General features: G+C 59.1%; 20 protein-coding genes and 1 pseudogene. 10 read left to right on the forward strand and 11 right to left on the reverse strand.

Annotated features, from left to right (window positions below):
• Positions 1-457: 457 nt before the first annotated feature.
• The gene (locus ACLH1U_RS02205; protein WP_072420003.1) at positions 458-2530 is read right to left on the reverse strand and encodes a TonB-dependent siderophore receptor; all 2073 of its coding nucleotides are present in this window, start codon (positions 2528-2530) and stop codon (positions 458-460) included.
• Positions 2531-3035: 505 nt separating this feature from the next.
• Between ACLH1U_RS02205 and ACLH1U_RS02210 the strand changes: the two genes are divergently transcribed.
• From ACLH1U_RS02210 to ACLH1U_RS02245, 8 genes and pseudogenes are all read left to right on the forward strand, one after another.
• Positions 3036-3857 carry an ABC transporter ATP-binding protein gene (locus ACLH1U_RS02210; RefSeq protein ID WP_023290050.1) on the forward strand — a complete coding sequence of 274 codons (822 nt, stop codon included), beginning with the start codon at positions 3036-3038 and terminating at the stop codon, positions 3855-3857.
• Entirely contained in the window at positions 3854-4879 is a 1026-nt protein-coding gene (locus tag ACLH1U_RS02215) for a FecCD family ABC transporter permease (protein ID WP_411299017.1), read from the forward strand. Before ACLH1U_RS02210 ends, ACLH1U_RS02215 begins: the two co-directional genes overlap by 4 nt.
• Positions 4876-5928, forward strand: coding sequence for a FecCD family ABC transporter permease (locus ACLH1U_RS02220; RefSeq protein WP_077271427.1), 1053 nt, complete (start codon positions 4876-4878; stop codon positions 5926-5928). Before ACLH1U_RS02215 ends, ACLH1U_RS02220 begins: the two co-directional genes overlap by 4 nt.
• The gene (locus tag ACLH1U_RS02225) at positions 5918-6895 is read left to right on the forward strand and encodes an ABC transporter substrate-binding protein (protein ID WP_368764311.1); all 978 of its coding nucleotides are present in this window, start codon (positions 5918-5920) and stop codon (positions 6893-6895) included. The genes ACLH1U_RS02220 and ACLH1U_RS02225 overlap by 11 nt, the downstream gene beginning before the upstream one ends.
• Positions 6861-7794: pseudogene (locus ACLH1U_RS02230) on the forward strand (MurR/RpiR family transcriptional regulator). Before ACLH1U_RS02225 ends, ACLH1U_RS02230 begins: the two are co-directional and overlap by 35 nt.
• Before the next feature lie 92 nt (positions 7795-7886).
• A complete protein-coding gene (locus ACLH1U_RS02235) occupies positions 7887-8654 on the forward strand; it encodes a basic amino acid ABC transporter substrate-binding protein (protein WP_072420006.1) in 768 nt (255 codons plus the stop codon).
• 63 nt (positions 8655-8717) lie between these two features.
• A complete protein-coding gene (locus ACLH1U_RS02240) occupies positions 8718-9482 on the forward strand; it encodes an amino acid ABC transporter permease (RefSeq protein ID WP_004151161.1) in 765 nt (254 codons plus the stop codon).
• Positions 9469-10191, forward strand: a complete 723-nt coding sequence (locus ACLH1U_RS02245) for an amino acid ABC transporter ATP-binding protein (protein ID WP_004189541.1) — start codon at positions 9469-9471, stop codon at positions 10189-10191. Before ACLH1U_RS02240 ends, ACLH1U_RS02245 begins: the two co-directional genes overlap by 14 nt.
• Positions 10192-10256: 65 nt before the next feature.
• Here the strand turns inward: ACLH1U_RS02245 and ACLH1U_RS02250 are convergent, their stop codons facing one another.
• From ACLH1U_RS02250 to ACLH1U_RS02260, 3 genes are all read right to left on the reverse strand, one after another.
• Complete coding sequence (locus ACLH1U_RS02250) at positions 10257-10649, reverse strand: RidA family protein (protein ID WP_023290045.1); 393 nt, start codon at positions 10647-10649, stop codon at positions 10257-10259.
• 121 nt (positions 10650-10770) lie between these two features.
• Entirely contained in the window at positions 10771-12252 is a 1482-nt protein-coding gene (locus ACLH1U_RS02255; protein WP_411299018.1) for an MFS transporter, read from the reverse strand.
• A gap of 61 nt (positions 12253-12313) precedes the next feature.
• Positions 12314-13060 carry a glucose 1-dehydrogenase gene (locus ACLH1U_RS02260; protein WP_023290043.1) on the reverse strand — a complete coding sequence of 249 codons (747 nt, stop codon included), beginning with the start codon at positions 13058-13060 and terminating at the stop codon, positions 12314-12316.
• A 128-nt stretch (positions 13061-13188) separates the two neighbouring features.
• Here ACLH1U_RS02260 and ACLH1U_RS02265 point away from each other — a divergent pair, with 128 nt between their 5' ends.
• Positions 13189-14058, forward strand: a complete 870-nt coding sequence (locus ACLH1U_RS02265) for a LysR family transcriptional regulator (protein ID WP_008804510.1) — start codon at positions 13189-13191, stop codon at positions 14056-14058.
• Positions 14059-14060: 2 nt separating this feature from the next.
• Here ACLH1U_RS02265 and ACLH1U_RS02270 read toward each other — a convergent pair whose 3' ends face one another.
• From ACLH1U_RS02270 to ACLH1U_RS02300, 7 genes are all read right to left on the reverse strand, one after another.
• Positions 14061-14600, reverse strand: a complete 540-nt coding sequence (locus tag ACLH1U_RS02270; RefSeq protein ID WP_102003282.1) for a cytochrome b — start codon at positions 14598-14600, stop codon at positions 14061-14063.
• Complete coding sequence (locus ACLH1U_RS02275) at positions 14597-15652, reverse strand: catalase family peroxidase (RefSeq protein WP_048335936.1); 1056 nt, start codon at positions 15650-15652, stop codon at positions 14597-14599. Before ACLH1U_RS02275 ends, ACLH1U_RS02270 begins: the two co-directional genes overlap by 4 nt.
• Positions 15653-15699: 47 nt before the next feature.
• Entirely contained in the window at positions 15700-16272 is a 573-nt protein-coding gene (locus ACLH1U_RS02280) for a DUF308 domain-containing protein (protein ID WP_023290040.1), read from the reverse strand.
• Positions 16273-16471: 199 nt separating this feature from the next.
• Complete coding sequence (locus ACLH1U_RS02285; protein ID WP_023290039.1) at positions 16472-17056, reverse strand: TetR/AcrR family transcriptional regulator; 585 nt, start codon at positions 17054-17056, stop codon at positions 16472-16474.
• A gap of 142 nt (positions 17057-17198) precedes the next feature.
• Positions 17199-17591, reverse strand: coding sequence for a VOC family protein (locus ACLH1U_RS02290; protein ID WP_032453198.1), 393 nt, complete (start codon positions 17589-17591; stop codon positions 17199-17201).
• 41 nt (positions 17592-17632) lie between these two features.
• Entirely contained in the window at positions 17633-18067 is a 435-nt protein-coding gene (locus tag ACLH1U_RS02295) for a VOC family protein (protein ID WP_032453197.1), read from the reverse strand.
• 114 nt (positions 18068-18181) lie between these two features.
• Positions 18182-19381, reverse strand: coding sequence for an MFS transporter (locus ACLH1U_RS02300; protein WP_044523748.1), 1200 nt, complete (start codon positions 19379-19381; stop codon positions 18182-18184).
• Between the two features lie 296 nt (positions 19382-19677).
• Here ACLH1U_RS02300 and ACLH1U_RS02305 point away from each other — a divergent pair, with 296 nt between their 5' ends.
• Positions 19678-20835 (forward strand): M20 aminoacylase family protein, encoded by a 1158-nt coding sequence (locus ACLH1U_RS02305; protein WP_374014620.1) that lies wholly within the window; start codon positions 19678-19680, stop codon positions 20833-20835.
• The last annotated feature ends 17 nt before the right edge of the window (positions 20836-20852 follow it).

Genomic DNA, 20852 nt, shown 5'->3' on the forward strand with positions numbered 1-20852 from the left:
TTACCGGGCCTGCGAACTCCACAGAAGGGGAAGGACCGTAGAACGTAGGCCGGTGCAAGCGCAGCGCCGCCCGGCAATGGACATCCGGCGCCATGCGCCACGTTTTGCCCGGTGGCGGCTGCGCCTTACCGGGCCTGCGAACTCCACAGAAGGGGAAAGAACGTAGGCCGGTGCAAGCGCAGCGCCGCCCGGCAATGGACATCCGGCGCCATGCGCCGCGTTTTGCCCGGTGGCGGCTGCGCCTTATCGGGCCTGGGAACTCGAGAGGAAGGGGAAGGACCGTAGGCCGGTGCAAGCGCAGCGCCGCCCGGCAATGGACATCCGGCGCCATGCGCCACGTTTTGCCCGGTGGCGGCTGCGCCTTACCGGGCCAGCGATCTCTACAGAAGGGGAAAGAACGTAGGCCGGTGCAAGCGCAGCGCCGCCCGGCAATGGGCATCCGGTGCCATGAGAAAGATTAAAAATCCATCTTCACCGTGAACTGTACCTCACGCGGATCGCCAATCTGATTGCCGAGGTTATTGGTGCCGATGGAAGAGGTGTAATAGGTCTTATCAAACAGATTCTTCACATTCACCTGCAGCGTCACCGGATACTGCAGCTTCATCTTATAGGCGGCGAACACGTCCGCCACCGCATAGCCCGGTAGATAATAATCCGCGCCGTTGGTGCCGGAGCGCTTGCTGAGCGCATGGCCGCCGCCGCCCACCGTCAGGGTGTTGCTGTTGTAGACGTTATGAATGTCATAGGTCAGGAACAGCGAACCGGTGTGTTTCGGTACGTTCGGCAGCGGTTTCCCGGCGTAATCCGGATCTTCCAGCACTTTGGCGTCGGTGTAGCCGTAGCTGGCGATCACGCTGAGGTTATCGGTGATGGACCCCGCCAGATCCACTTCCACGCCCTGGGAACGCACCTTGCCCGCGGTTTTGGCCACCGTCTCATCGCCAATGCTCTCGGTGTACAGCACATTGCGCTTATGAATATCAAACAGCGCGATATTGGCGGTAATGCCCTCCAGCAGGTCGAATTTGGCGCCCACTTCGTAGGAGGTGGACTCTTCCGGCGGCAGCTCGCCGATATAGCTGGCGATCGACGACTGCGGCATAAACGACTGGGCGACGTTGGCGAACAGCGACACGTTCGGCGTCACTTTGTAGACCAGGCCGGCTTTCGGCGTCCATTTCTCATCGCGGCTGTCGGTATTGACGTTAAACGGTCGGCCTTTACCGGCGTACTGGGTGTAATACTGGTAGCGCACGCCGGCGACGGCGATCCAGTTGTCGGTCAGGTACAGCGCGTCCTGCACGTAAGCGGCATAGCTCTCCTGCTGGATCCGCTGATCGCTGTCGGACGCGGAGACGGTATTGCAGGTGTCGAGGGTGCCGTAGACCGGATGATAGATATTAAAGCCTTTCACGTTCTTGCAGCGCAGCATATCGGTGCGCAGCAGATCGTAATTCTCATAGGCGACGCCGGTCAGCAGTTCGTTATAAAAGCCGCCCACCACCACGTTGCCCTGCAGGTCGGCGCGGGTCGAGTGCATCTTCTGCGTGGAGCCATGGGTTCCATCGACCCGGCGGGTCAGGTTGCCGGTCGCCGAATCATAAGCCATTACTCGCGCCTGGTTATCGTTATAGTGATCCTGGCTGTAGCTGTAGTCGAAGCGCGCGGTCCAGGCGTCGTTCAGGCGATACTCGGCGTTGAGCTGGGCGAGGTCGGAATAGCCATCGGTAATATTAAACGCTTCATCGAAGCGGGTTTTGCGATCGACGTTCACCGCATGGCCGGTATTCAGATCGAAAATAGTGCCGCGGTCAAAGGGCGCGCTGTAGTCGCGGTGCGAATAGGACGCGGTCACCGTTGCCCGGTCGCCAAACCAGGTCAGGGAAGGGGCGATAAAGCGGCTTTTGTTTTTACCGAAATTGCGCCAGTAATCTTCATTCTGATAGTCCCCAATCAGCCGGTACGCCAGATTTGTGCCTTCGATGGGGCCGGTGACGTCGACGCTGCCGGTACCGCCGCCAAAGCTGGTGGACGTCGCGGAAACCGAACCGGAGAACTGCCGCTCCGGACGTTTGGTGATGACGTTGATCAGCCCGCCGGGGTCGAGAATACCGTACAGCGTCGAGGCGGGTCCCTTCAGGACTTCCACCCGTTCGGTGGCGGCGTTAAAGCTGCGCGGCAGAACGGTGCGCAGACCGTTGGTCATGATCGAGCCGTCGCGGTTAGCGCCGAAGCCGCGGCGGGTAAAGGCGTCCTGGGTGCCGCCGAGGGTGTTGGTTTGCACCACGTTGGCGACGTTATACAGCGCCTCGTCGAGCGAGGTGGCGTGCTGATCTTCGAGAACCCGGTCGCTGACGGTATTCACCACCTGCGGAATATCCAGCAGCGGCATCGCGGTCAGCGTCGCGGTAGAGGAGCTGAGCGGTTGATAGCCGCTGGTGGCGCTCTGCTGGGCGCCATCGGCCACCACGGTGATGGTCTCTTCCGCGTCGTTGTTACCTTTCGCCGCGTTATTTTCCGCGGCCATTAATCCCGGTGAGGCTAAAAAAAGAAGCGAAAAAAGCGCCCGCCCTTGCAACGAGGTGAAGGCGACATGGGGTTGAGTCATTATCTTTTTCTCGTGAACGAATCTGCCTTTGCGGTCAGATAAAGCCAATAAAATCATTGCCCTGAATAATAAAAACACGCGATTTAGCGTCTGAACGCGCCTTTATGTGTGTAATTGAGAATCATTCAACCATGAAGGAATGTAGTAGTAAACGTTATGCAAGATAAAAAATCAGCGGCGGGGTACAGGGCGTTTTAAACACCTCCATCAGGGAATATCCTGTGGTTATCTCTTTGATATTATTTTATTTTGATTCTATTGCGTTGGCGCGGCCTCGCTGTAGTCATCGTCCGCGCCAGAAGACGATGGCGACTATTGACTACTACATTCATCCCCGTCATGATCAAAAGAGAATGAGATTTATTTTGATTTGACTGCAGAATGTCCAGCCATCGCCTGGAACGCTGCGGCGCAGGAGCGAGTTATGCCACAGCGGGTGACACCTGCAGAGCAGGGGATCGTACTGGATGCCCTGTCGGCCGGCTACGGCCAGACCCTGATCGTTGACGACATCAACCTGACCATCCCCACCGGCAAAATGACGGTGCTGGCCGGGGCGAACGGCTCCGGCAAATCCACGCTGCTGTCGACCATCGCCAGGATGCTGAAACCGCTCGGCGGCTGCGTGCGTCTGGACGGGCAAGCCATTCATCAGATGCCGACGAAGGCCGTCTCGCGCCAGCTCGGCATCCTGCCGCAATCGCCGCTGACGCCGGAAGGGTTAACGGTTTTCGAACTGGTCTCGCGCGGTCGCTTCCCGTGGCAGGGGCTGATGCGCCAGTGGTCCGACGCCGATGAGCTGGCGGTGGAAGAGGCGCTGCGCTTAACGGGCACCCGCGAGTTCGCTCATCTGCCGGTGGACAGCCTCTCCGGCGGCCAGCGTCAGCGCTGCTGGATCGCCATGGCGCTGGCCCAGCAAACGGCGACCATTCTGCTGGATGAACCGACCACCTGGCTCGACCTGCGCTATCAGGTCGATATTCTCGAACTGCTCCAGACCCTGACCCGCGAGCATGGCCGCACGGTGGTGACGGTGCTCCATGATCTTAACTTTGCCGTCAACTATGCCGATCTGCTGGTATTCCTTAAACAGGGGCGCATCGCCGGCACGATTAGCGACGGTGAAGTCTGTAGCCCTGAGCTGATTAAACGCGTGTTTGACGTTGACGTGCAGATGTCGATTAACCCGCAAACCGGCAAACCGTTCTTTATGCCGTTTCGCGCCCGCCAGGCGGCGGCACAATGAGCGTGGTTAGCCTGCATCCCGCGCGGCGGCGCGCCCGTCCCCGGCTGGCGCTGCTCCTGCTTACGCTGCTGCTTATTGCCGGCTCGCTGGTGCATCTTGGCCTGGGCGCCCGCTGGATCGCCCCGCAGACGGTGCTGCAGGCGCTGCTGGAGTACAACCCGCGTAACTTCGATCAGCGGATAATCGTCGAACTGCGCCTGGTGCGGCTGGCGGCGGCGCTGCTGACCGGCGCGGCGCTCGGCGTCGCCGGGCTGCTGCTGCAGACGGTGATCCGCAACCCGCTGGGCGAGCCGCATATCCTCGGCCTTAACGCCGGCGCGTCGCTGGCGGTGGTGGCGACCTCTGCGCTGGGGCTCTCCTTCGGCGCTTTCCCCGCCGCGCGGCCGCTGACCGCCGCCTGCGGCGCGGCGCTGCTGTTCGGCGGGGTGATGGCGCTGGCCTCTGCCGGTCGCGGCGGAGCGACGCCGCAGCGCATCACGCTGTGCGGGGTAGCGCTGTCGGCGTTTGCGTCGGCGGTGACGGCGGCGATATTAATTCTCGATGAACAAACGCTGCTGGCGATGCGCACCTGGCTGGCGGGCGATCTGGCCGGGCTGAACTGGAGCACGCTGCGGACGGCGCTGGTCCCGGCGCTGATCGGCCTTGGCGTTGCGCTGTTCCTTGCCCCGCGCCTCAACGTGCTGGCGCTGGGGGATAAGGTAGCGCTGGGCCTCGGCGTGAACCTCGTCCAGACCCGGCTGCTGGGCCTGCTGGCGATTGCGCTGCTCTGCGGCGCGGCGGTGGCGGTGGCCGGGCCGATCGGCTTCGTCGGACTGGTGGTGCCGCACGTGGTGCGCCGTCTGGTGACGGAAGATATCCGCCTGGCGCTGCCCCTGGCGGCGCCGGTGGGGGCGCTGGTGCTGCTCCTGGCGGATATCGCCGCCCGGACGCTGGTCGCCCCTCAGGAGCTGGCCACCGGGGCGATGACCGCCCTGGTGGGCGCGCCGCTGTTTATCTTTATCGCCGCGAGGTTTTTTAAATGATGCGCGCCGTCCATCGGGCCGGCTTTAGGCCGCTGGTTTTCGCTTCCCGCCAGCTGCTGCTGCGCCCGGCGGCGCTTAACATTGCTGCCTTAATGCTGCTGATGCTGCTGGCGCTGGGGCTGTACAGCCTCAGCCGCGGCAGCTATCCGCTGCCCGCGTCGACGCTGGCGCGGGCCCTGCTGGCGCCGCAGGAGATTGGCGAGCAGCCGCGCTTTATTCTGTTTGATATCCGCCTGCCGCGGATCCTGATGGCGCTGCTGTGCGGGGCTATGCTGGGGCTGGCCGGCGCGGCGATGCAGAGCATCACCCGCAACGGGCTGGCCGACCCGGGGCTGATCGGCGTCAAAGAGGGGGCCAGCATCGTGGTCCTGGCGCTGGTGCTGTTTTTCCCGGCGGTAGGCCTGGTCTGGCGGCCGCTGGCGGGAATGGTCGGCGGCGTGGCGGTGGCCCTGCTGGTCCTGACGCTGGCGCGCGATTGCTCGCGACCGCGCTTTATTTTAATTGGCGTCGGCGTCTCCTGGACCCTGGCGGCGGCGGTCGGCATCTTTATGACCACCGCCGACGTTCGCGACGTGCAGACGGCGATGATCTGGCTGGCGGGCAGCCTGCAGGCCGCCACCTGGCCGCTGCTGGCGGTGGCCTTTTGCTGGGCGCTGCCCGGGGCCATCATCCTGTTTTGTACCGCCCGGGCGGCGGACGCGGCGCTGCTGGGCGACCGGACCGCCATCGGCCTTGGGGTGCGTCTGCAGCAGCTCACGCTGCTGCGCTTTTTCGCCCCGGTGCTGCTGACCTCGGCCAGTGTCTCCTGCGTCGGCAGCCTGGGCTTTGTTGGCCTGATGGCGCCGCATATGGCGCGTTTTGTGCTGCGCGGCGGCCAGGTATCGCTGCTGAGCGGTAGCGCGCTGATTGGCGCCTTGCTGGTGCTGATGACCGATACCCTTGGCCGGCTGGCGTTTGCGCCGCTGCAGATCCCGGCGGGGATTGTTATTGCCCTGGTGGGCTGCCCGTTTTTTGTTGTCTTGCTCTGGCGTCGCCGCGATGCCCTTTAACCAGGAAGGTATTATGCGTTGGTTCGTCTCATTGCTGCTGTTGCTGACGGGGGCCGTCAGCGCCGCCGACCCACAAACTCAGACTTTTACCGATGATTTAGGCCGCACGGTCACCGTCCCGCTCCATCCGCAGCGTATCGTTTCGATGCACGATCTCGACATTACCATTCCGCTGATTGAGCTCGGGGCGCCGCCCATCGCCAGCCACGGCCGGACGCGGCCGGACGGCAGCCACTATCTGCGCTCCAGCGCCCAGCTCACCGGCGTCGATTTCGACAATAGCGGTATCCGCTTTATTGGCACCGCCGATATCGATCTGGAAGCGGTGGCCGCCGCCAGGCCGGATCTGATCATCACCGAGCCCAGCCGTCACGTGTCGGTGGAGCAGCTGGAGAAGATTGCCCCGACGGTGAGCATCGACCATCTGCAGGGCAGCGCCCCGGAGATTTACCGCAAGCTGGCGCAGCTGACCGGCACCCAGCCGCGGCTGGCGATCCTCGAGCGTCGCTATCAGGAGCAAATCAAGCAGCTGAAAGCGATGGTCAACCCGTCGCAATACAGCGTCTCGGTGATCCAGGCGAACAACGGCAAGGTCACGGTGCATCATTCTTACCACGCGCTGGGCAGGGTGCTGCGCGACGCCGGGTTCCGCTTTCCGCCGTTGATTGAGCGGATCCCCGACGGCCAGCGAATTGACGTCAGCGCGGAACAGCTGCCGGAGCTGGACGCCGATTTTGTCTTCGCCACCTGGCGGTCGGATACCGGCGGTAAGCCGCAGGATGAGCTGCAGGCGATGGAAGGCGTGATGCCCGGCTGGTGCGACTTTATGCGCGCCTGCCGCACCGGGCGCTATATTTTGCTGCCGCGGGAGGAGGTGATCTCCAACTCCTACGCCGCGCTCTCCCTGATGGTGGCCCAGGTGCAGTCGCATATTGCCGGCAGGCCGATCCCGGCGGAGGCCAAATGAAAAGCGCGGTAAAAAAAGAGAAGGGGCGGGTCGACCTGTTCGGCGAACGCTATCGCGCCCGGGCGCATCAGCTCTCTCCCCGCCTGCGGGCCGTGGTCAGCTATATCAACGACAACCGCGAGGTGGTGCTGGAGCAGACGGCGATGGAGATCGCCACCGCGACCCAGACCTCTGACGCCACGGTGGTGCGCGCCATCCAGGCGCTGGGCTTCGCCGGGCTGCGCGAACTTAAGCAGACTATGGAGCGCTGGTTCGGTACCTCGGTCACCTCGGCGGAAAAGATGCGCTCGACGGTCACCGCACTCGCCAGCGACGTCAATTCCAGTATTGATTTTGTGCTTGAAGGGCACCAGCGGGTCTGCGAGGTCCTGTCGCGGGCCGACAACCGCGCGGCGGTGGCCCAGGCGGTGGCGTTGCTCAGCGACGCGCGCCAGGTGGGGATTTTCGGCATTGGCGCTTCGGGGATCCTCGCCGAGTACACCGCCCGGCTGTTCAGCCGCATTGGCCTGCCGGCTTACGTGATGAACCGCACGGGCTTTAGCCTCGCCGAACAGCTTATCGGCCTGCAGCGCGGCGATGTGCTGATCATGATGGGGCAAAAATCCCCCCATCGCGAAGGGATGACCACCCTGCGCGAGGCGAAGCGGCTGGGAATTCCGACCATCCTGCTGACCCAGGCGGTGGACTCGCGCTTCAGCCAGGAGGCGCAGGTGGTGATCGACGTCCCGCGCGGCGGGGACAGTAGCCGGATGCCGCTGCACGGCACGGTGCTGGTCTGTCTGGAGATGATTGTCCTGTCGGTGGCCTCGACCACGCCACAAAAAACGGTGAAATCCCTGAAGCGAATCAACGACCTGCACCGGGCCATCGGTAAATCCGGCGGTAAACGGGCCAGTTGATAAGATAATTCACCAGCGGGAAGGTTTCCGGTTGCATACAAAAGTAAGTGTGTGTATTTTTATGCAAAATAAATGCATAAAAAGGATATCTCATGGTTAAGAATTTGCTCAAAGCGTGTTTCATGATGGCCGCGCTGACGGCTGCCGGACAGGCGGCTGCGGAAACCTACACCGTCGGCTCCGGCGGCACCTACCGGCCATTTGAATTTGAAAACAGCCAGAAACAGCTGGAAGGTTTTGATATCGACATCATCAAAGCCATCGCCAAAGCCGAAGGCTTTGACGTCAAACTGGTCAATACCCCATGGGAAGGCATCTTCGCTACGCTGAACACCGGCGACCGCGACATCATCATCTCCGGGATCACCATCACCGATAAACGCAAACAGATGGTCGATTTCTCCGCGCCGTACTTCCCGGCCGAGCAGTCTATCGTCGTCGCCCAGGATTCGCAGGTCGATTCCCTCGCGGCCCTGAAAAACGAGAAGGTCGGGGTGGTGAACTCCAGCACCGGCGATATCGTGGTCTCTGAGGTACTGGGCAAAAACAGCACGGCGATCAAGCGCTTCGACAATACCCCGCTGATGCTCCAGGAGCTGTTCGAGGACGGCGTCAGCGCCGCGGTGGGTGACGTCGGGGTGGTGAAGTACTACATCAAGCAGCACCCGGAGAAGCAGTTCAAGCTGGTGCCGGATGCCAAATTTGAACGCCAGTATTTCGGCATCGCAGTGGCGAAAGGCAACAGCGAACTGCTGGGTAAAATCAACGCCGGTCTGCAGAAGATTGTTGCCGACGGAACTTACGCCAAAATCTATAAAAACTGGTTCGACGACAACGTGCCGACGCTGCCAGCGCAATAACCCACCTTTTTCAGTGACCACGGCTATCGCCCAGGCGATAGCCGTATTTTTTAGGGAAGGACTATGACGGGATTCCGTTGGGAGATCATCGAGGAGTACGGCCCGCTGTTTGTGGACGGCGCCCTGATGACGATTAAATGTACCATTATCTGCGTGATCCTCGGGACGCTGTGGGGGTTAACCCTCGGTCTCGGACGGATGGCGAAGGCCGAGCACGGGCCATGGAAATATATTCTCCGCTACCTGGTGCAGTTTCCGGTGCGCTTTTACGTTAGCGCCTTCCGCGGTACGCCGCTGTTCGTGCAGATCATGGTGGTGCACTTTGCGCTGGTGCCGCTGTTTATTAACCCGCGCGACGGCCTGCTGGTGACCAGCGGCCTGATGAGCGCCGACTTTGCCCGCGAGCTGCGCGCCAGCTACGGGGCGTTCCTCTCCTGCATTGTGGCGATCACCCTTAACGCTGGCGCCTATGTGTCGGAGATTTTCCGCGCCGGCATCCAGTCGATCGACAAAGGGCAGATGGAGGCCTCCCGCGCGCTGGGCATGCCGTGGTGGAAAACCATGCGCAAGGTGATCCTGCCCCAGGCGTTTCGTCGCATTCTGCCGCCGCTGGGCAACAACGCCATCGCCATAGTCAAAGACTCGTCGCTGGCCTCGGCGATAGGCCTGGCCGATCTGGCCTACGCCGCGCGCACCGTCTCCGGCGCCTACGCCACCTACTGGGAACCCTACCTGACCATCTCCCTGGTCTACTGGGTGATCACCTTCCTGCTGGCGCAGCTGGTTAACCGTCTGGAAAAGAGGTTTGGCAAAAGTGATTCACATTAATAACTTACATAAGCGCTTCGGCGACAGCCACGTGCTGCGCGGCATCAGCTGCGACATTAAACCGCAGGAAGTGGTGTGCATCATCGGCCCCTCCGGATCGGGGAAAAGTACCTTTCTGCGCTGTATGAACGCCCTCGAGACGGTCAGCGAAGGCGAGGTGGTGGTCAACGGCTTTGCCGCCCACGACCGCACTACCGACCTCAACAAGATGCGCGAAAGCGTCGGCATGGTGTTCCAGCGCTTTAACCTGTTCCCGCACATGACGGTGCTGGAAAACCTGATTATGGCGCCGATGAATCTGCGCAATATGCCGCGCCAGCAGGCGGTCGACCTGGCGGAAGCCTTGCTGGCGAAGGTGGGCTTAAGCGATAAGCGCGACGCCTGGCCCTCGAGTCTGTCCGGCGGCCAGCAGCAGCGCGTCGCGATTGCCCGCGCGCTGGCGATGAAGCCGTCGATTATGCTGTTCGATGAGCCCACCTCGGCGCTGGATCCGGAGCTGGTGGGCGACGTGCTGGAGGTGATGAAAAACCTCGCCAGCGAGGGGATGACCATGGTGATCGTGACCCACGAAATGGGCTTTGCCCGCGAAGTGGCCGACCGGGTGATCTTCATCGACCAGGGCGTGATTCAGGAAGAGGGCAAGCCGGGGCAGATCTTTAGCGCGCCGACCAATCCGCGCACCGCCGCGTTCCTCAGCAAGGTGCTGTAAACCGGGCGGGCTGGCGCCAGGCCAGCCCGCTGAGCTCTGATCAGAAATGCATCACCATTATCGGGTTACAGAGCTTCCATTTTTGCCACAATCCGCATTTCCACAAGGGCATTTTCTGGAATGAACTCTGATACACCGATGGCGGTCCATGCCGGGTATGGCGCTTTTATATACCTATCTTTTACCTTAGAAAAAAGGTCTATATGTTTTTTTAGGTCAATATGAAAAGTCGTCATTTCAAGTATGTTTTCATAAGTTAATCCGGCAGCTTCTAAATAAACCCCCAGCTTATAAAAAGCATCATGAAATTGTTCTTCAGGATGCTGACTAATCGGTTTGTCTTTACGCGCGGCGGTAACGCCTGAAAGGTACACTGTGCCATCTGATTCGATGATGGGGGAGAAGTGCCAGTCATTAAAGTAATGTTGAAACTCTTCAGGAACTATCGACTTTTTCATGATTTTTCTCAAATGGATGATTTAAAAATGACAGCGTGCTCGAAGCGGTGATGTCCAAAAATACGGTTAAACAAGCTTAAACTATCTCTGCGGTCAGGGAGGCTGTTTGAGCATCGCGCATTCAATCAGCCACCTGCCCGTTGCTTTTGCTGCCAGGAAGACGGGCCGCAGTTGAAAATAAACCGGTGGAGCGTCTGATAAGCCGGATACTTAGCCCGGCGCCCATGGCGAGACATACCGCCATCGTTAGCAGGGCGACGATAAAGGCATGCGTGATGTTTGCGCCACTTCTCCCGTTTTCCAACATGCTGTAAAAAATGCCGCCGATGATGGCGACGCTTAGCGCCGTGCTGATCTGGAGCGTCGAGCTGGTCACGCCAGCAATCATCCCTGAAAACTCTGGCGCAACGCGGCCTGTCACCATCCGCACCAGCGTAGGCATCGCCAGTCCCTGGCCAAGTCCGGTGACAAAGAGCAGTAGCGCGAGAGGCAGCATGGGCGGAGACGTGCCTGTCATTGTGTTGGCAATCAACCCTGCAAGGCCTGCTAGCCCGGAAGTCTCGCATCCCATCCCTATTGCACTCAGATAATTTCCGGCAAAACGTCTCAGGAAAGGGGTCAGCAACGGACCGATAAGAAAGCCGACGCCAAAAGGCAGAAAAATCAGGCCCGCGTTCAGGGCGTTTAAATGTAGCGCGTCCTGGAGATAGACAGAAAACAACAGAAAAAAGGCGCCGATGGAATAAAACAGCAAAACGATCGCCAGTCCCTGGCCCAGGCCTGGGGCACGTAACACCGTCGGATCAAGCAGCGGAGAACCGCCATGCTGGCTAAGGCGACGTTCATAACGCCATAACAATGACACCAGTAACGGGAAGGCCAAAAATGACAGCCATGTCCACCAGGGCCATCCCGCCTCACGGCCTTCAATCAGTGGCACAATCAGCGTGCTCAGCATGCCGGTTGCCAGCAGCATACCGACCGGGTCGAGTTTCTGAGCAGATTGCGCCCGTGTCTCTTTTACCAGCGGCAGGCCACAGAGAATGACCAGCAGCGCCACCGGCAGGTTAACGAGAAAAATAGCTCGCCATCCCAGGTGAAACAGGTTCACTGAAATGAGAATGCCGCCCAACACCTGCCCGATAACCGACGCCAGACCAAATACTGCGCCATAGATACTCAGTGCTAGCGGTTTTTCCGCCTCCGGGAAAATAGCCTGTACGGAAGCCAGCGCCTGGGGTGCCATAATCGCGGCCGTGGCTCCCTGTAACACCCGTCCGGTAATCAGTACCCATGGTGACCAGGCTAAACCGCACAGCAGCGATGCGGCAGCAAAACCGACCAGCCCAAGAAAGAACATCTTTCCACGACCATATATATCACCCAGGCGGCCGCCGGTAATTAATGTGACCGCGTACACGGCAGCATAGGATGAAATGACCAGTTGTTCAGCGGAGGATGAGGCACCCAGCTCACCCTGAATGGCAGGCAGCGCAACATTGACTATAAAAAAATCGAGCGGCGGCAAAAACGCGCCGACCAGCAGGATGACAAACATTGCCCAGCGACGCGGCTCGGCTTGCATGATGGTAGGTGTCGACATTGTACACTCCATAGTGAATGGCCGCCGTCCTCGGTAAGAAACGGCTGTCGTGAGGGTGGGGTCAGCGCATGCCGCCAGAGGCCAGAATCACCTCGCCGGTGACCCACCCCGCGTCGTCTGATGCAAGAAATGCGACAATTGGAGCAACATCCTGCACCTGGCCGATGCGTCCAAGCGGCGTCTGCTTTTCATTCCATATCTGAAAATCCGAGTTCATTGCGCCCGAAATATGGCTACCTTCCGTTTCGATAAGTCCTGGGTTGACCGCGTTGACGCGGATTCCTCGTGGGCCGAGTTCTCGTGAGAGTACACTGGTGATGGCGTCAATTGCGCCTTTGGTGCCGCTGTAGATGGCGCTCTCGGGGATAGCGACGCGAGTGACGAACGAACTGATGTTGATTATGCTGCTGCCCTTACCCAGATGCGGGGTGGCGGCGCCAACCAACAGCAGCGGGCCGAGAACATTGATGTCAAACTGCCTGCGATAGAGTGCTTCCGTACTATTTTCAATCCTGGCGAACTGATAGATACCGGCGTTGTTCACTACAATGTCGAGGCGCCCGAAGTTGCCAATGGCTGAGTTAACCAGCGCCTCGACCTCGGATGGATTGGTGACATCTGCCGCTACCGCCACGGCCCGTCCTCCGGCAGCTTCAATATCTGCAACAACCTTATCTGCACTGCTTCTGTTTGACGCGTAGTTGACGATGACCCTCGCGCCGTCAGCCGCCAGCTGACGGGCAATACCTGCTCCGATCCCACTGGATCCACCGGTCACAATGGCCACTTTGTCTTTTAATTTGTTCATATCTAAGCCTCCTGGAATTGTCGCCCTGAGCGGTATGGCTGAGGAGGCTATAGTGATATCGACAAAGTTGTTTTAGAACTGACGATTTTGTATATTCGATGTTCATTTTTGAACGGCGAGGCAATGGCATGGAATGGGGCGACGTCCGGGTGTTTCTTGCTGTCATGCGTAAGGGGTCTTTCGGAGAGGCGGCCCGTAGCCTTGGCGTAAGCCATCCGACGGTGGGTCGGCGAATAAAGGCGCTTGAGGCTGAGGCGCAGCAGGCACTGTTTCGCCGGACAAAGGAAGGGCTGGTGCTGACGGATGCTGGTGACAGAGTGTTGAAGCTGGCAGAGGCGGTCGAAAACTCCGCACTGGCGATGGAGCGACGCCTGGCAGGGAATCACGAACGTCTCGAAGGGATACTGCGGATATCTTGCGCTGAGTGGTTTGCTAACTATGTTCTGGCGCCGGTTCTGAGCGAGTTGACGCGCCGCCATCCAGCGATTGTACCGGAGATAATCGCGAGTTACCGTTTGCTTAATCTGTCGCGCCGTGATGCCGACATCGCGTTTCGCATCGTGCCCTTTACCGAACCGGATATTGTCCAGCGCCGCCTGATGACCATTCCCTATGCGCTGTATGGAACGCCGGATATGGCCGGGATCGCGCAACACGACCCGGCTGCAGTGGGGCTTATTCTGATGAATACGGCGCAATCCCATTTCTCTGACGTCGCCTGGCTGCTCGACAGGTTCCCTCAGTCACGGCGTGTGTTTACCAGTACCAGCCGGGCCGTACAGGCGCAGATGTGCCAGCGGGGGATGGGGATTGCCGTGCTGCCGCGGCCGCTTGGCGATGCCATCACCGGTTTGCAACCCATCAGCATGCCAGAGCCACCGCCATCCAAAAATATATGGGTGGGTTATCACTCTGACCTCCGGCATATGGACCGCCTGCGTGTCATGCTGGATATTGCCGATGTGTTGCTTGCGGATCCCGGGACGGCCGCAACGTGAGCTTACGGTTTACGGATGCCAGTCATGCTGTTGAACACGCCGTCACGTAGCACGAAAGCATGTAGCAACGCAGCCGCCAGGTGAAGCATCACTGTCGCGAATAATGCCAGAGCCACCCAGGTGTGAAGAGGCCGTAGTTCCGCATACCAGTCATTATTGACTCCCAGGATGGGGGGCAGGACGATCCCGTAACCAAGGGTGACGGGATATCCTGCAGCTGAAAGCATGGCCCAACCTATTAACGGTTGGACCAACATCATCAGATAGAGTACCCAGTGCGAAAGGTGGGCAATGCCACGCTGCCAGGCAGGGATGGTGGCGGGCAAAGAGGGAGTAGGCGTGGTTAATCGCACCCACAAGCGAACGATAACCAGGAGCAATATCATCACCCCCAGAGGCTTGTGGATCGACACCAACAGGCTGTGCAAGGAGGATACGGTCGAGACCATCGCCACGCCGATAAATAACATACTGAGGATCGCAGCGGCCATCAGCCAGTGAAGGACGCGCAGAGCCGGATGAAAGTAAGCAACCTGTTTCATAAATGCTCTCCTGCTTGTTGTGCCTGTTCATGCGTACGCAGATTGTAAGATTTGGCATAAGCCGATGAGCGTGCGTTAAGTATCGGGTCATCAGACGCGGCAATGCCATCAGGCAAGATCAAGGGATCGTAGTTAATGTCATTACAGGGTCCTTGCTGTTGAGGGATGGCCTTGTTTAAGACTAACGTTCCGGCATTAATCGTTTTCCGGTCTGCGGGCCAGGCTTTGGTGGAATCGTTACCTTTGTCATCCGCCTGAGCCAGCGTGAAAACTAAATCCCACTCCAGCGCGCCCTGTTCCAGACGTTGCTGAAGATCCTGTTGCAGAAAATCTTTGTTCTGTTTATCGATATCGCTTATGGGGACAAACCTGGTGTGCGGCACCATACTCCAGCGTACCAGATGTTCATTGCCAGTCTGATCGATCAGGCGAAAAGCATTCAGGCTGTTAAAGCGATCGCTGGCCCAGCTTGAAGAGGGGATGTATTGCTTTGCCCAGGCAAAAAAAGGCTTGATTTCCGGATGGCTCATGACAAAAGCATTTACTTTTTCCGGATTCGGCTTGCCGGTTTTGGCGTCTGGCAGCGTCGCGGTTTGAAGCTCATAGAAACTTTCGACGGAACTGACGGGGAAAAATGGCATGGCGTTCATCCCGGTTCGCCACTGTTCACCATTGGCCTGTGTAAAGGACAGCGCCATACTCCTGACAGGCACGGTATAATCCGGAGCTGCCGGATTACCTCCTGCAATAGCCAAGCGTCCTGTTACCGCGGTTTCGCCTTTGCTGAATAGTAAGGCGCGCGATAGCGTGCTGGCATTCCCGTTTGAGATAAAACTCCCCAGCACGCACATGCCTTTAGCATGATTCCGCCGATAGCCTTGATGAACGCCACCCGACTGTTGTAATACCGTGACAAGCTTATCCGACGTCAGCCTTTCAGGCGTAAGCCATCCACCAGCCCACAGGAATAATAAAATAAGGAACAGTGGAATAATGCCGACCAGCGCCAGACGCACTACTGTCTGTTTGTTTACCTGTACTTTGATATTCATAGTGTTAACTCATTCTGTCCACGATTTTTGCTAAACGAGAAGTGCATTCAGCCTGGTTGTTGTGCTTCTCTTTTTTGTCGAACGGTTAGCGACACGGTTGAAATACAAAAATAGAAAGCCCCAAAGGCCGCATAACCAACAATGTTGTCTACAGACGGTGGTTCTATTGTTCGGGACTGAAAAAGAAAAAAAGCACCTGCTAACGTAGACTGGGCGCCACTTAATATCATGCTCCATTGCGCACGATAGTTTTTCCAGCGCTGAACCGCTGCGCCCAACTGTAGTAGGCCTGATAATATTGCCCAGCAACCGAATATCCGAATCACAACATTTATGCTGCTATTGATAGCCAATATCACCGCCAGCGTTGTGACGGCGCTTACGATAATATTGACCGTCTGCATCCGGTTACGGCCGAATCCACCGTTTCTAATCGCATCAATGTAATTCGCTATCGCATCCCAGGCGGGATAAAGAATTAACAAAAATGAGACCCAAAAATAAGAATGCCGGGCAGCGATAAATGTGGAAACAGCCCATAAAATCGAGAAGATGGTGCGGGAAAAATAATACTGTCTGAGCCAGCTCTGCTGATTCCCCTGATGAATACTGTCGGTCATTTTAACCCTCTCAAGCTGGCATGTTGGACAAGCGAAGCATCGGCGTGAGCTTCTTCCTGTTAGTAAACCTACTAGTAGGTAGGTAAAAGATCAACATGTTTTGATGCAATCCAGGTGAGGTCATCAAAGCGGTATCGAGGTGTGAGAGGTAAGGGACCGTTTTGCAACAAGTGTTGCCCGGTAAGTCACCGGGCAATCGTCAGGCGACTTTTATGATTTTGTTTATCAGAGGCCAGGCAATCTGATCAAACACCAGCGGATTATTGAATGCCCGCGCTGCCAGCATGGCACCATGTATACCAGCCATCAGGGCTCTGGCTTCTACTTCCGCCGTTTCATTAAGTTTGAAAACGCCCTGGGTTTCACCCGCCCTAAGTAACGATGCCAGCCAGTCAGTGAGATCGCTGAAATGGCCAGTGACCTCAGCGGCAATATCGGCAGGTAATGTCGGAAGCTCAACGGCAAGCATTACACAGATGCAAAATGACGAAGTACCATCCTTGATACAGGCTGACCAGAAATCGGCGTACCTTTTCACTTTGATCAGTGGATCGTGTATTTGCTGATCCATGGCCTCCATGCCCGCCCGGGCTTCTGCACGGTACTCCTGTACAACAGCATGAACTAAATCTTCTTTGCTGGGAAAATGATGATGGATACTGGCTTTACGAATTCCCACGCGCTCAGCAAGATCGGCATAGCTAAAACTTTTATACCCTCCGACGGTGAGCAGCTGTCTCGTATTTGCCATAATTTCTCGCGCTTTCGGCGAACGTTCGATCATTTCACGCTCCAGCAATCATTGCGGTGAAAAAGTGCGCTATCTACAGCGGGTTCTATTCAGCCGGGACAACCTACTGGTAGGAAGTGAGATTGTCAAATTTCCTCTCCTGCCAGCAGCCCGCAAGCTCCTCAGATCTCAACGTTCAAGCTGCCGAAGCATAATAAACAAACGCCAGCTTATTGCCGTCGGGATCGCGGACGTAGGCGCTGTGAAAGCCGTCGCCATACTGCGGTCGGTGACCGGGCGCGCCTTCGTCACGCCCGCCGAGTTGCAGGGCGAGGGCATGCAGTTCCGCAATATGTTCGACGGAGCGGGCGTTAAGCGCCACCATCGTTCCATTGCCCACCCCGGCAGGCTGCTGATCAAAGGGGACGCCCACGCACAGCCCGCAGGTCTGGTTGCCGTTGAAGGTGCCCCATGAGGCGCCTTGTTCGTTACGGCCGGCTTTGGCGTGCCCCAGCAATGCCATTAACGGGTCATAGAACTCGATGGCGCGTGGTAGATCGTTCGTTCCCAGCATAATGTATGAAAACATAGTGTCCTCCTGTTGCGGGCAAAAAGGTGACTTTCGCCTGCTTACTGCCTGAAGCGGATGGCAACAGACCCGGCGCTGCGCTCAGCCTCGCCATGGTACACCGCCTCAATATTATTCCCCTGCGGATCCAGCACAAAAGCGGCATAGTAACCAGAATGATAGTGTCGTTCGCCAGGCGCGCCGTTATCGCGGCCGCCATGGGTCAGCGCCGCATGATAAAAAGCGTCCACCATGTCGCGATCTCTGGCCTGGAACGCCAGATGGTGGCGCCCTGTCAGTTTCCCGGCGGCCTCCGGGCTGTGGCGTGAGGCCACCACCAGTTCGTCGGCCAGCAAGTATTCATTGGCGGTGGCGATCGCCGGGATCTCCAGCGCCGACAGTACGGCGGTATAGAAGTTTTTGCTTGCCTCAAAGTCTTCGACAACCAGCAGAATATGATCGATCAATCTGCCACGATGTAACGTATTACTTTCCATATGATTTCCTCCTGGCAGGGGGGCCGGCAATGGTTAACAGCAGTGAGCCAGCAAAAACAGGATACCCTCCGGTAAGGGCCATAAAAAAGGCTGGCGCCAGGCCAGCCGTCAGGACTACTGCGCGGACTCCGTCGCTTCGTCCATGTCCTCTTCCTGCTCGCTGGCGAGCAGGGTTTTCTCGTTTTTACACAGACACTGGATCAGCAGGAACAGCCCGCCGCTGGCCACCAGGGTGGCGATCAGGCCATCGTAGCCGGTGATGCCGATCAGCATGCCGCTGACTACCGGTCCGGCGACGCTGCCGGCGGACCAGAAAAAGCCGAACAGGGCGTTAATCATAATCAGCTTCTGTCCGCTAAAGGTTTTCCCCGCCCGCACCAGCGACAGGGTATACAGCGCCCCCGCCGCGGCGCCCAGCAGCAGACAAATGGCCATCAGCTGAATGCGTGAGCCGAGCATCAGCGGCAGGGCCAGCAGCGACAGGCTGAAGACCACCGCGCAGGCCAGATGCACGCGGCGAATGCCGACCCGGTCGGCCAGCCAGCCGAGCGGGGTCTGGAACATCGCATCCCCGGTAAGCACCACGGTCACCAGCAGCACCGCCATTCCTTCATTAAGCCCCTTGTCCATGCCGTACAGCGGCAGCAGGGCGAGGATGCTGGCGTCGAAGAAGGCGAAGCAGAAGACCCCGGAGGCCAGTACCGGCAGGAAGGCGCCGAGGCTGCGCCAGCTGGCGCGCTCCCCAAGGCTTTCTCGGGTGCCGGTGGGCAGATGGCGCAGCATCAGCAGGCAGACGGCGGTGACCGCGACGATCGCCATCAGCGCCGAGGCCTGCCAGGCGGGGCCGACGGAGATCAGCAGCGGCCCGGCCAGCTGACAGCCGGTAAAGGCCGAGGCGTAGATGCCGGTGAGGGTGGCGCGCTGGCTGCCCGCCGCGCCGCCGGTGATCCAGCTTTCGCCCAGTACGATAATGACCCCGGAGGCCAGGCCGGTCAGCAGGCGCGGCAGCAGAAGCAGCGTCATATCGGTGGTCATGCATGAGGCGATGGTCGCCAGCGCCAGCAGGATCAGACTGCCGCTCAGCAGTACGCCCATCTCAACGCGCCGGCACAGCGCAGGAGAGAGGAAAGAGGAGATCATCATACCGGCGGGCGGCAGGGCGGCCAGCAGGCCGACGTACAGCGGCGCAACCTGCTGCTGCGCCAGCTCAAGACTGATTAACGGCACCGTATAGCCGGTGATAAATCCCACGAGCGACGCGGCCATGATCATCGCCAGCGTGGGGGCAAGACGATTCTGGTCTGGGTTAAACATTTTATTTCCGATGACGGAGAGGTCAGTAGTGGATCCTTCGGCAAATTGCCGTCCTGAGTTGCATAATAATTAATCGCCTGGCCGTTGTCACCGTTGAAATCACTACCAAAAAAGGTCCGCCCAGCGGCGGCTGGCGTGTACGCCGCGCCGCCGCCGCATTTCGTGACGTTGTCAGCGTGTTAACGACAGGATATAACGGAGGGAGCGGCAGCGACCCGGCGCCGGTGAGCGACGGGGAAAAACGCAGCGCATGACCCAATTATTCAGCATTACGCTATGCAGGAAAGGAGTAATACATGGCCGTATCGCCGTCACTGATCGCCGAAGCCACAGGCTGGCGACGTGAGTTTCACGCCGCGCCTGAGCTCGGATATCAGGAGCAGGAGACCTCGCGCCGCGTCGCCGAGCTGCTGGTCTCGTTTGGCCTGCAGGTTCATCGCGGGCTGGCCGGCACCGGCGTCGTGGCGACGCTGGAAAACGGCCCCGGGCCGGTCATCGGCCTGCGCGCCGATATGGACGCCCTGCCGATCACCGAGCTGGGGAGCGTCAGCTACCGTTCGCGACGCGCCGGGGTAATGCACGCCTGCGGCCACGATGGCCACACCGCGATGCTGCTGGCGGCCGCGGCTCATCTGGCGCAGACCCGCCAGTTCAGCGGTACCGTCCACTTTGTCTTCCAGCCGGCGGAAGAGAACCTTGGCGGCGCGCGCAAAATGGTGGAAGAGGGGTTATTCGAACGCTTCCCGATGGATGCGATTTACGCGCTGCATAACTGGCCGGGGATCCCCCTCGGCGAAGTGGCGCTCAGCGATGGCGCGATGATGGCTTCCCTCGACGCCTTCGAGATCACCCTGCGCGGCAAAAGTTGCCATGCGGCGATGCCGGAGAGCGGGGCCGATCCCATCGTCGCCGCGGCGCAGCTGATTATGGCGCTGCAGACCATCCCCTCCCGTCGCCTGTCGCCACAGGATTCCGCAGTGGTCAGCATCACCCAGATAAACGGCGGCGAGGCGATCAACGTCCTGCCGGACACCGTGGTGCTGCGCGGCACCTTCCGCTGCCTGAGCAATCGCGTTCGCGCCCGCGTGCGGGAGCTTATCGAAAGCTATGTGGCCACCCAGCCGCAGGTGTCCGATGTCCGGGGCGAGATTAGCTGGTTTCCCGGGTATCCGGTGACCAAAAACCATGCGCCGCAGGCGCAGCTGCTGCGCGAGGTGGCGGTCGCCACCCTCGGTGCGGAAGCGGTGAGCTGGAACCAGGCGCCGTCGATGGCCTCTGAGGATTTTGCCTGCATGCTGGAGGTCTGTCCGGGGGCCTATTTCTGGATCGGCACCGATGGCGAAACGCCGTCGAAGCCGTTGCATAACGCCAGCTATGACTTTAACGACGCGCTGATTAGCCACGGGGTGGCGATGTGGGTGGCGCTGGTGGAGAAACAGCTGCCGGCGGCGTAACCCGCCGGCAGCGGCAG

Origin of the sequence: Klebsiella sp. 1SOBk5mer (assembly GCF_046603115.1) — a bacterium.
In the GTDB taxonomy this organism is placed as follows: domain Bacteria; phylum Pseudomonadota; class Gammaproteobacteria; order Enterobacterales; family Enterobacteriaceae; genus Klebsiella; species Klebsiella quasipneumoniae.

Bases quoted from the DNA above. Each gene is read 5' to 3' on its own strand.
- ACLH1U_RS02250 (WP_023290045.1), bottom strand. From the start codon at position 10,649: ATGAAAAAGTCGATAGTTCCTGAAGAGTTTCAACATTACTTTAATGAC.
- ACLH1U_RS02295 (WP_032453197.1), bottom strand. From the start codon at position 18,067: ATGGAAAGTAATACGTTACATCGTGGCAGATTGATCGATCATATTCTG.
- ACLH1U_RS02255 (WP_411299018.1), bottom strand. From the start codon at position 12,252: ATGTCGACACCTACCATCATGCAAGCCGAGCCGCGTCGCTGGGCAATG.
- ACLH1U_RS02275 (WP_048335936.1), bottom strand. From the start codon at position 15,652: ATGAATATCAAAGTACAGGTAAACAAACAGACAGTAGTGCGTCTGGCG.
- ACLH1U_RS02305 (WP_374014620.1), top strand. From the start codon at position 19,678: ATGGCCGTATCGCCGTCACTGATCGCCGAAGCCACAGGCTGGCGACGT.
- ACLH1U_RS02220 (WP_077271427.1), top strand. From the start codon at position 4,876: ATGATGCGCGCCGTCCATCGGGCCGGCTTTAGGCCGCTGGTTTTCGCT.
- ACLH1U_RS02300 (WP_044523748.1), bottom strand. From the start codon at position 19,381: ATGTTTAACCCAGACCAGAATCGTCTTGCCCCCACGCTGGCGATGATC.
- ACLH1U_RS02215 (WP_411299017.1), top strand. From the start codon at position 3,854: ATGAGCGTGGTTAGCCTGCATCCCGCGCGGCGGCGCGCCCGTCCCCGG.
- ACLH1U_RS02265 (WP_008804510.1), top strand. From the start codon at position 13,189: ATGGAATGGGGCGACGTCCGGGTGTTTCTTGCTGTCATGCGTAAGGGG.
- ACLH1U_RS02270 (WP_102003282.1), bottom strand. From the start codon at position 14,600: ATGAAACAGGTTGCTTACTTTCATCCGGCTCTGCGCGTCCTTCACTGG.
- ACLH1U_RS02210 (WP_023290050.1), top strand. From the start codon at position 3,036: ATGCCACAGCGGGTGACACCTGCAGAGCAGGGGATCGTACTGGATGCC.
- ACLH1U_RS02285 (WP_023290039.1), bottom strand. From the start codon at position 17,056: ATGATCGAACGTTCGCCGAAAGCGCGAGAAATTATGGCAAATACGAGA.
- ACLH1U_RS02225 (WP_368764311.1), top strand. From the start codon at position 5,918: ATGCCCTTTAACCAGGAAGGTATTATGCGTTGGTTCGTCTCATTGCTG.
- ACLH1U_RS02235 (WP_072420006.1), top strand. From the start codon at position 7,887: ATGGTTAAGAATTTGCTCAAAGCGTGTTTCATGATGGCCGCGCTGACG.
- ACLH1U_RS02205 (WP_072420003.1), bottom strand. From the start codon at position 2,530: ATGGCCGCGGAAAATAACGCGGCGAAAGGTAACAACGACGCGGAAGAG.
- ACLH1U_RS02280 (WP_023290040.1), bottom strand. From the start codon at position 16,272: ATGACCGACAGTATTCATCAGGGGAATCAGCAGAGCTGGCTCAGACAG.
- ACLH1U_RS02290 (WP_032453198.1), bottom strand. From the start codon at position 17,591: ATGTTTTCATACATTATGCTGGGAACGAACGATCTACCACGCGCCATC.
- ACLH1U_RS02260 (WP_023290043.1), bottom strand. From the start codon at position 13,060: ATGAACAAATTAAAAGACAAAGTGGCCATTGTGACCGGTGGATCCAGT.
- ACLH1U_RS02240 (WP_004151161.1), top strand. From the start codon at position 8,718: ATGACGGGATTCCGTTGGGAGATCATCGAGGAGTACGGCCCGCTGTTT.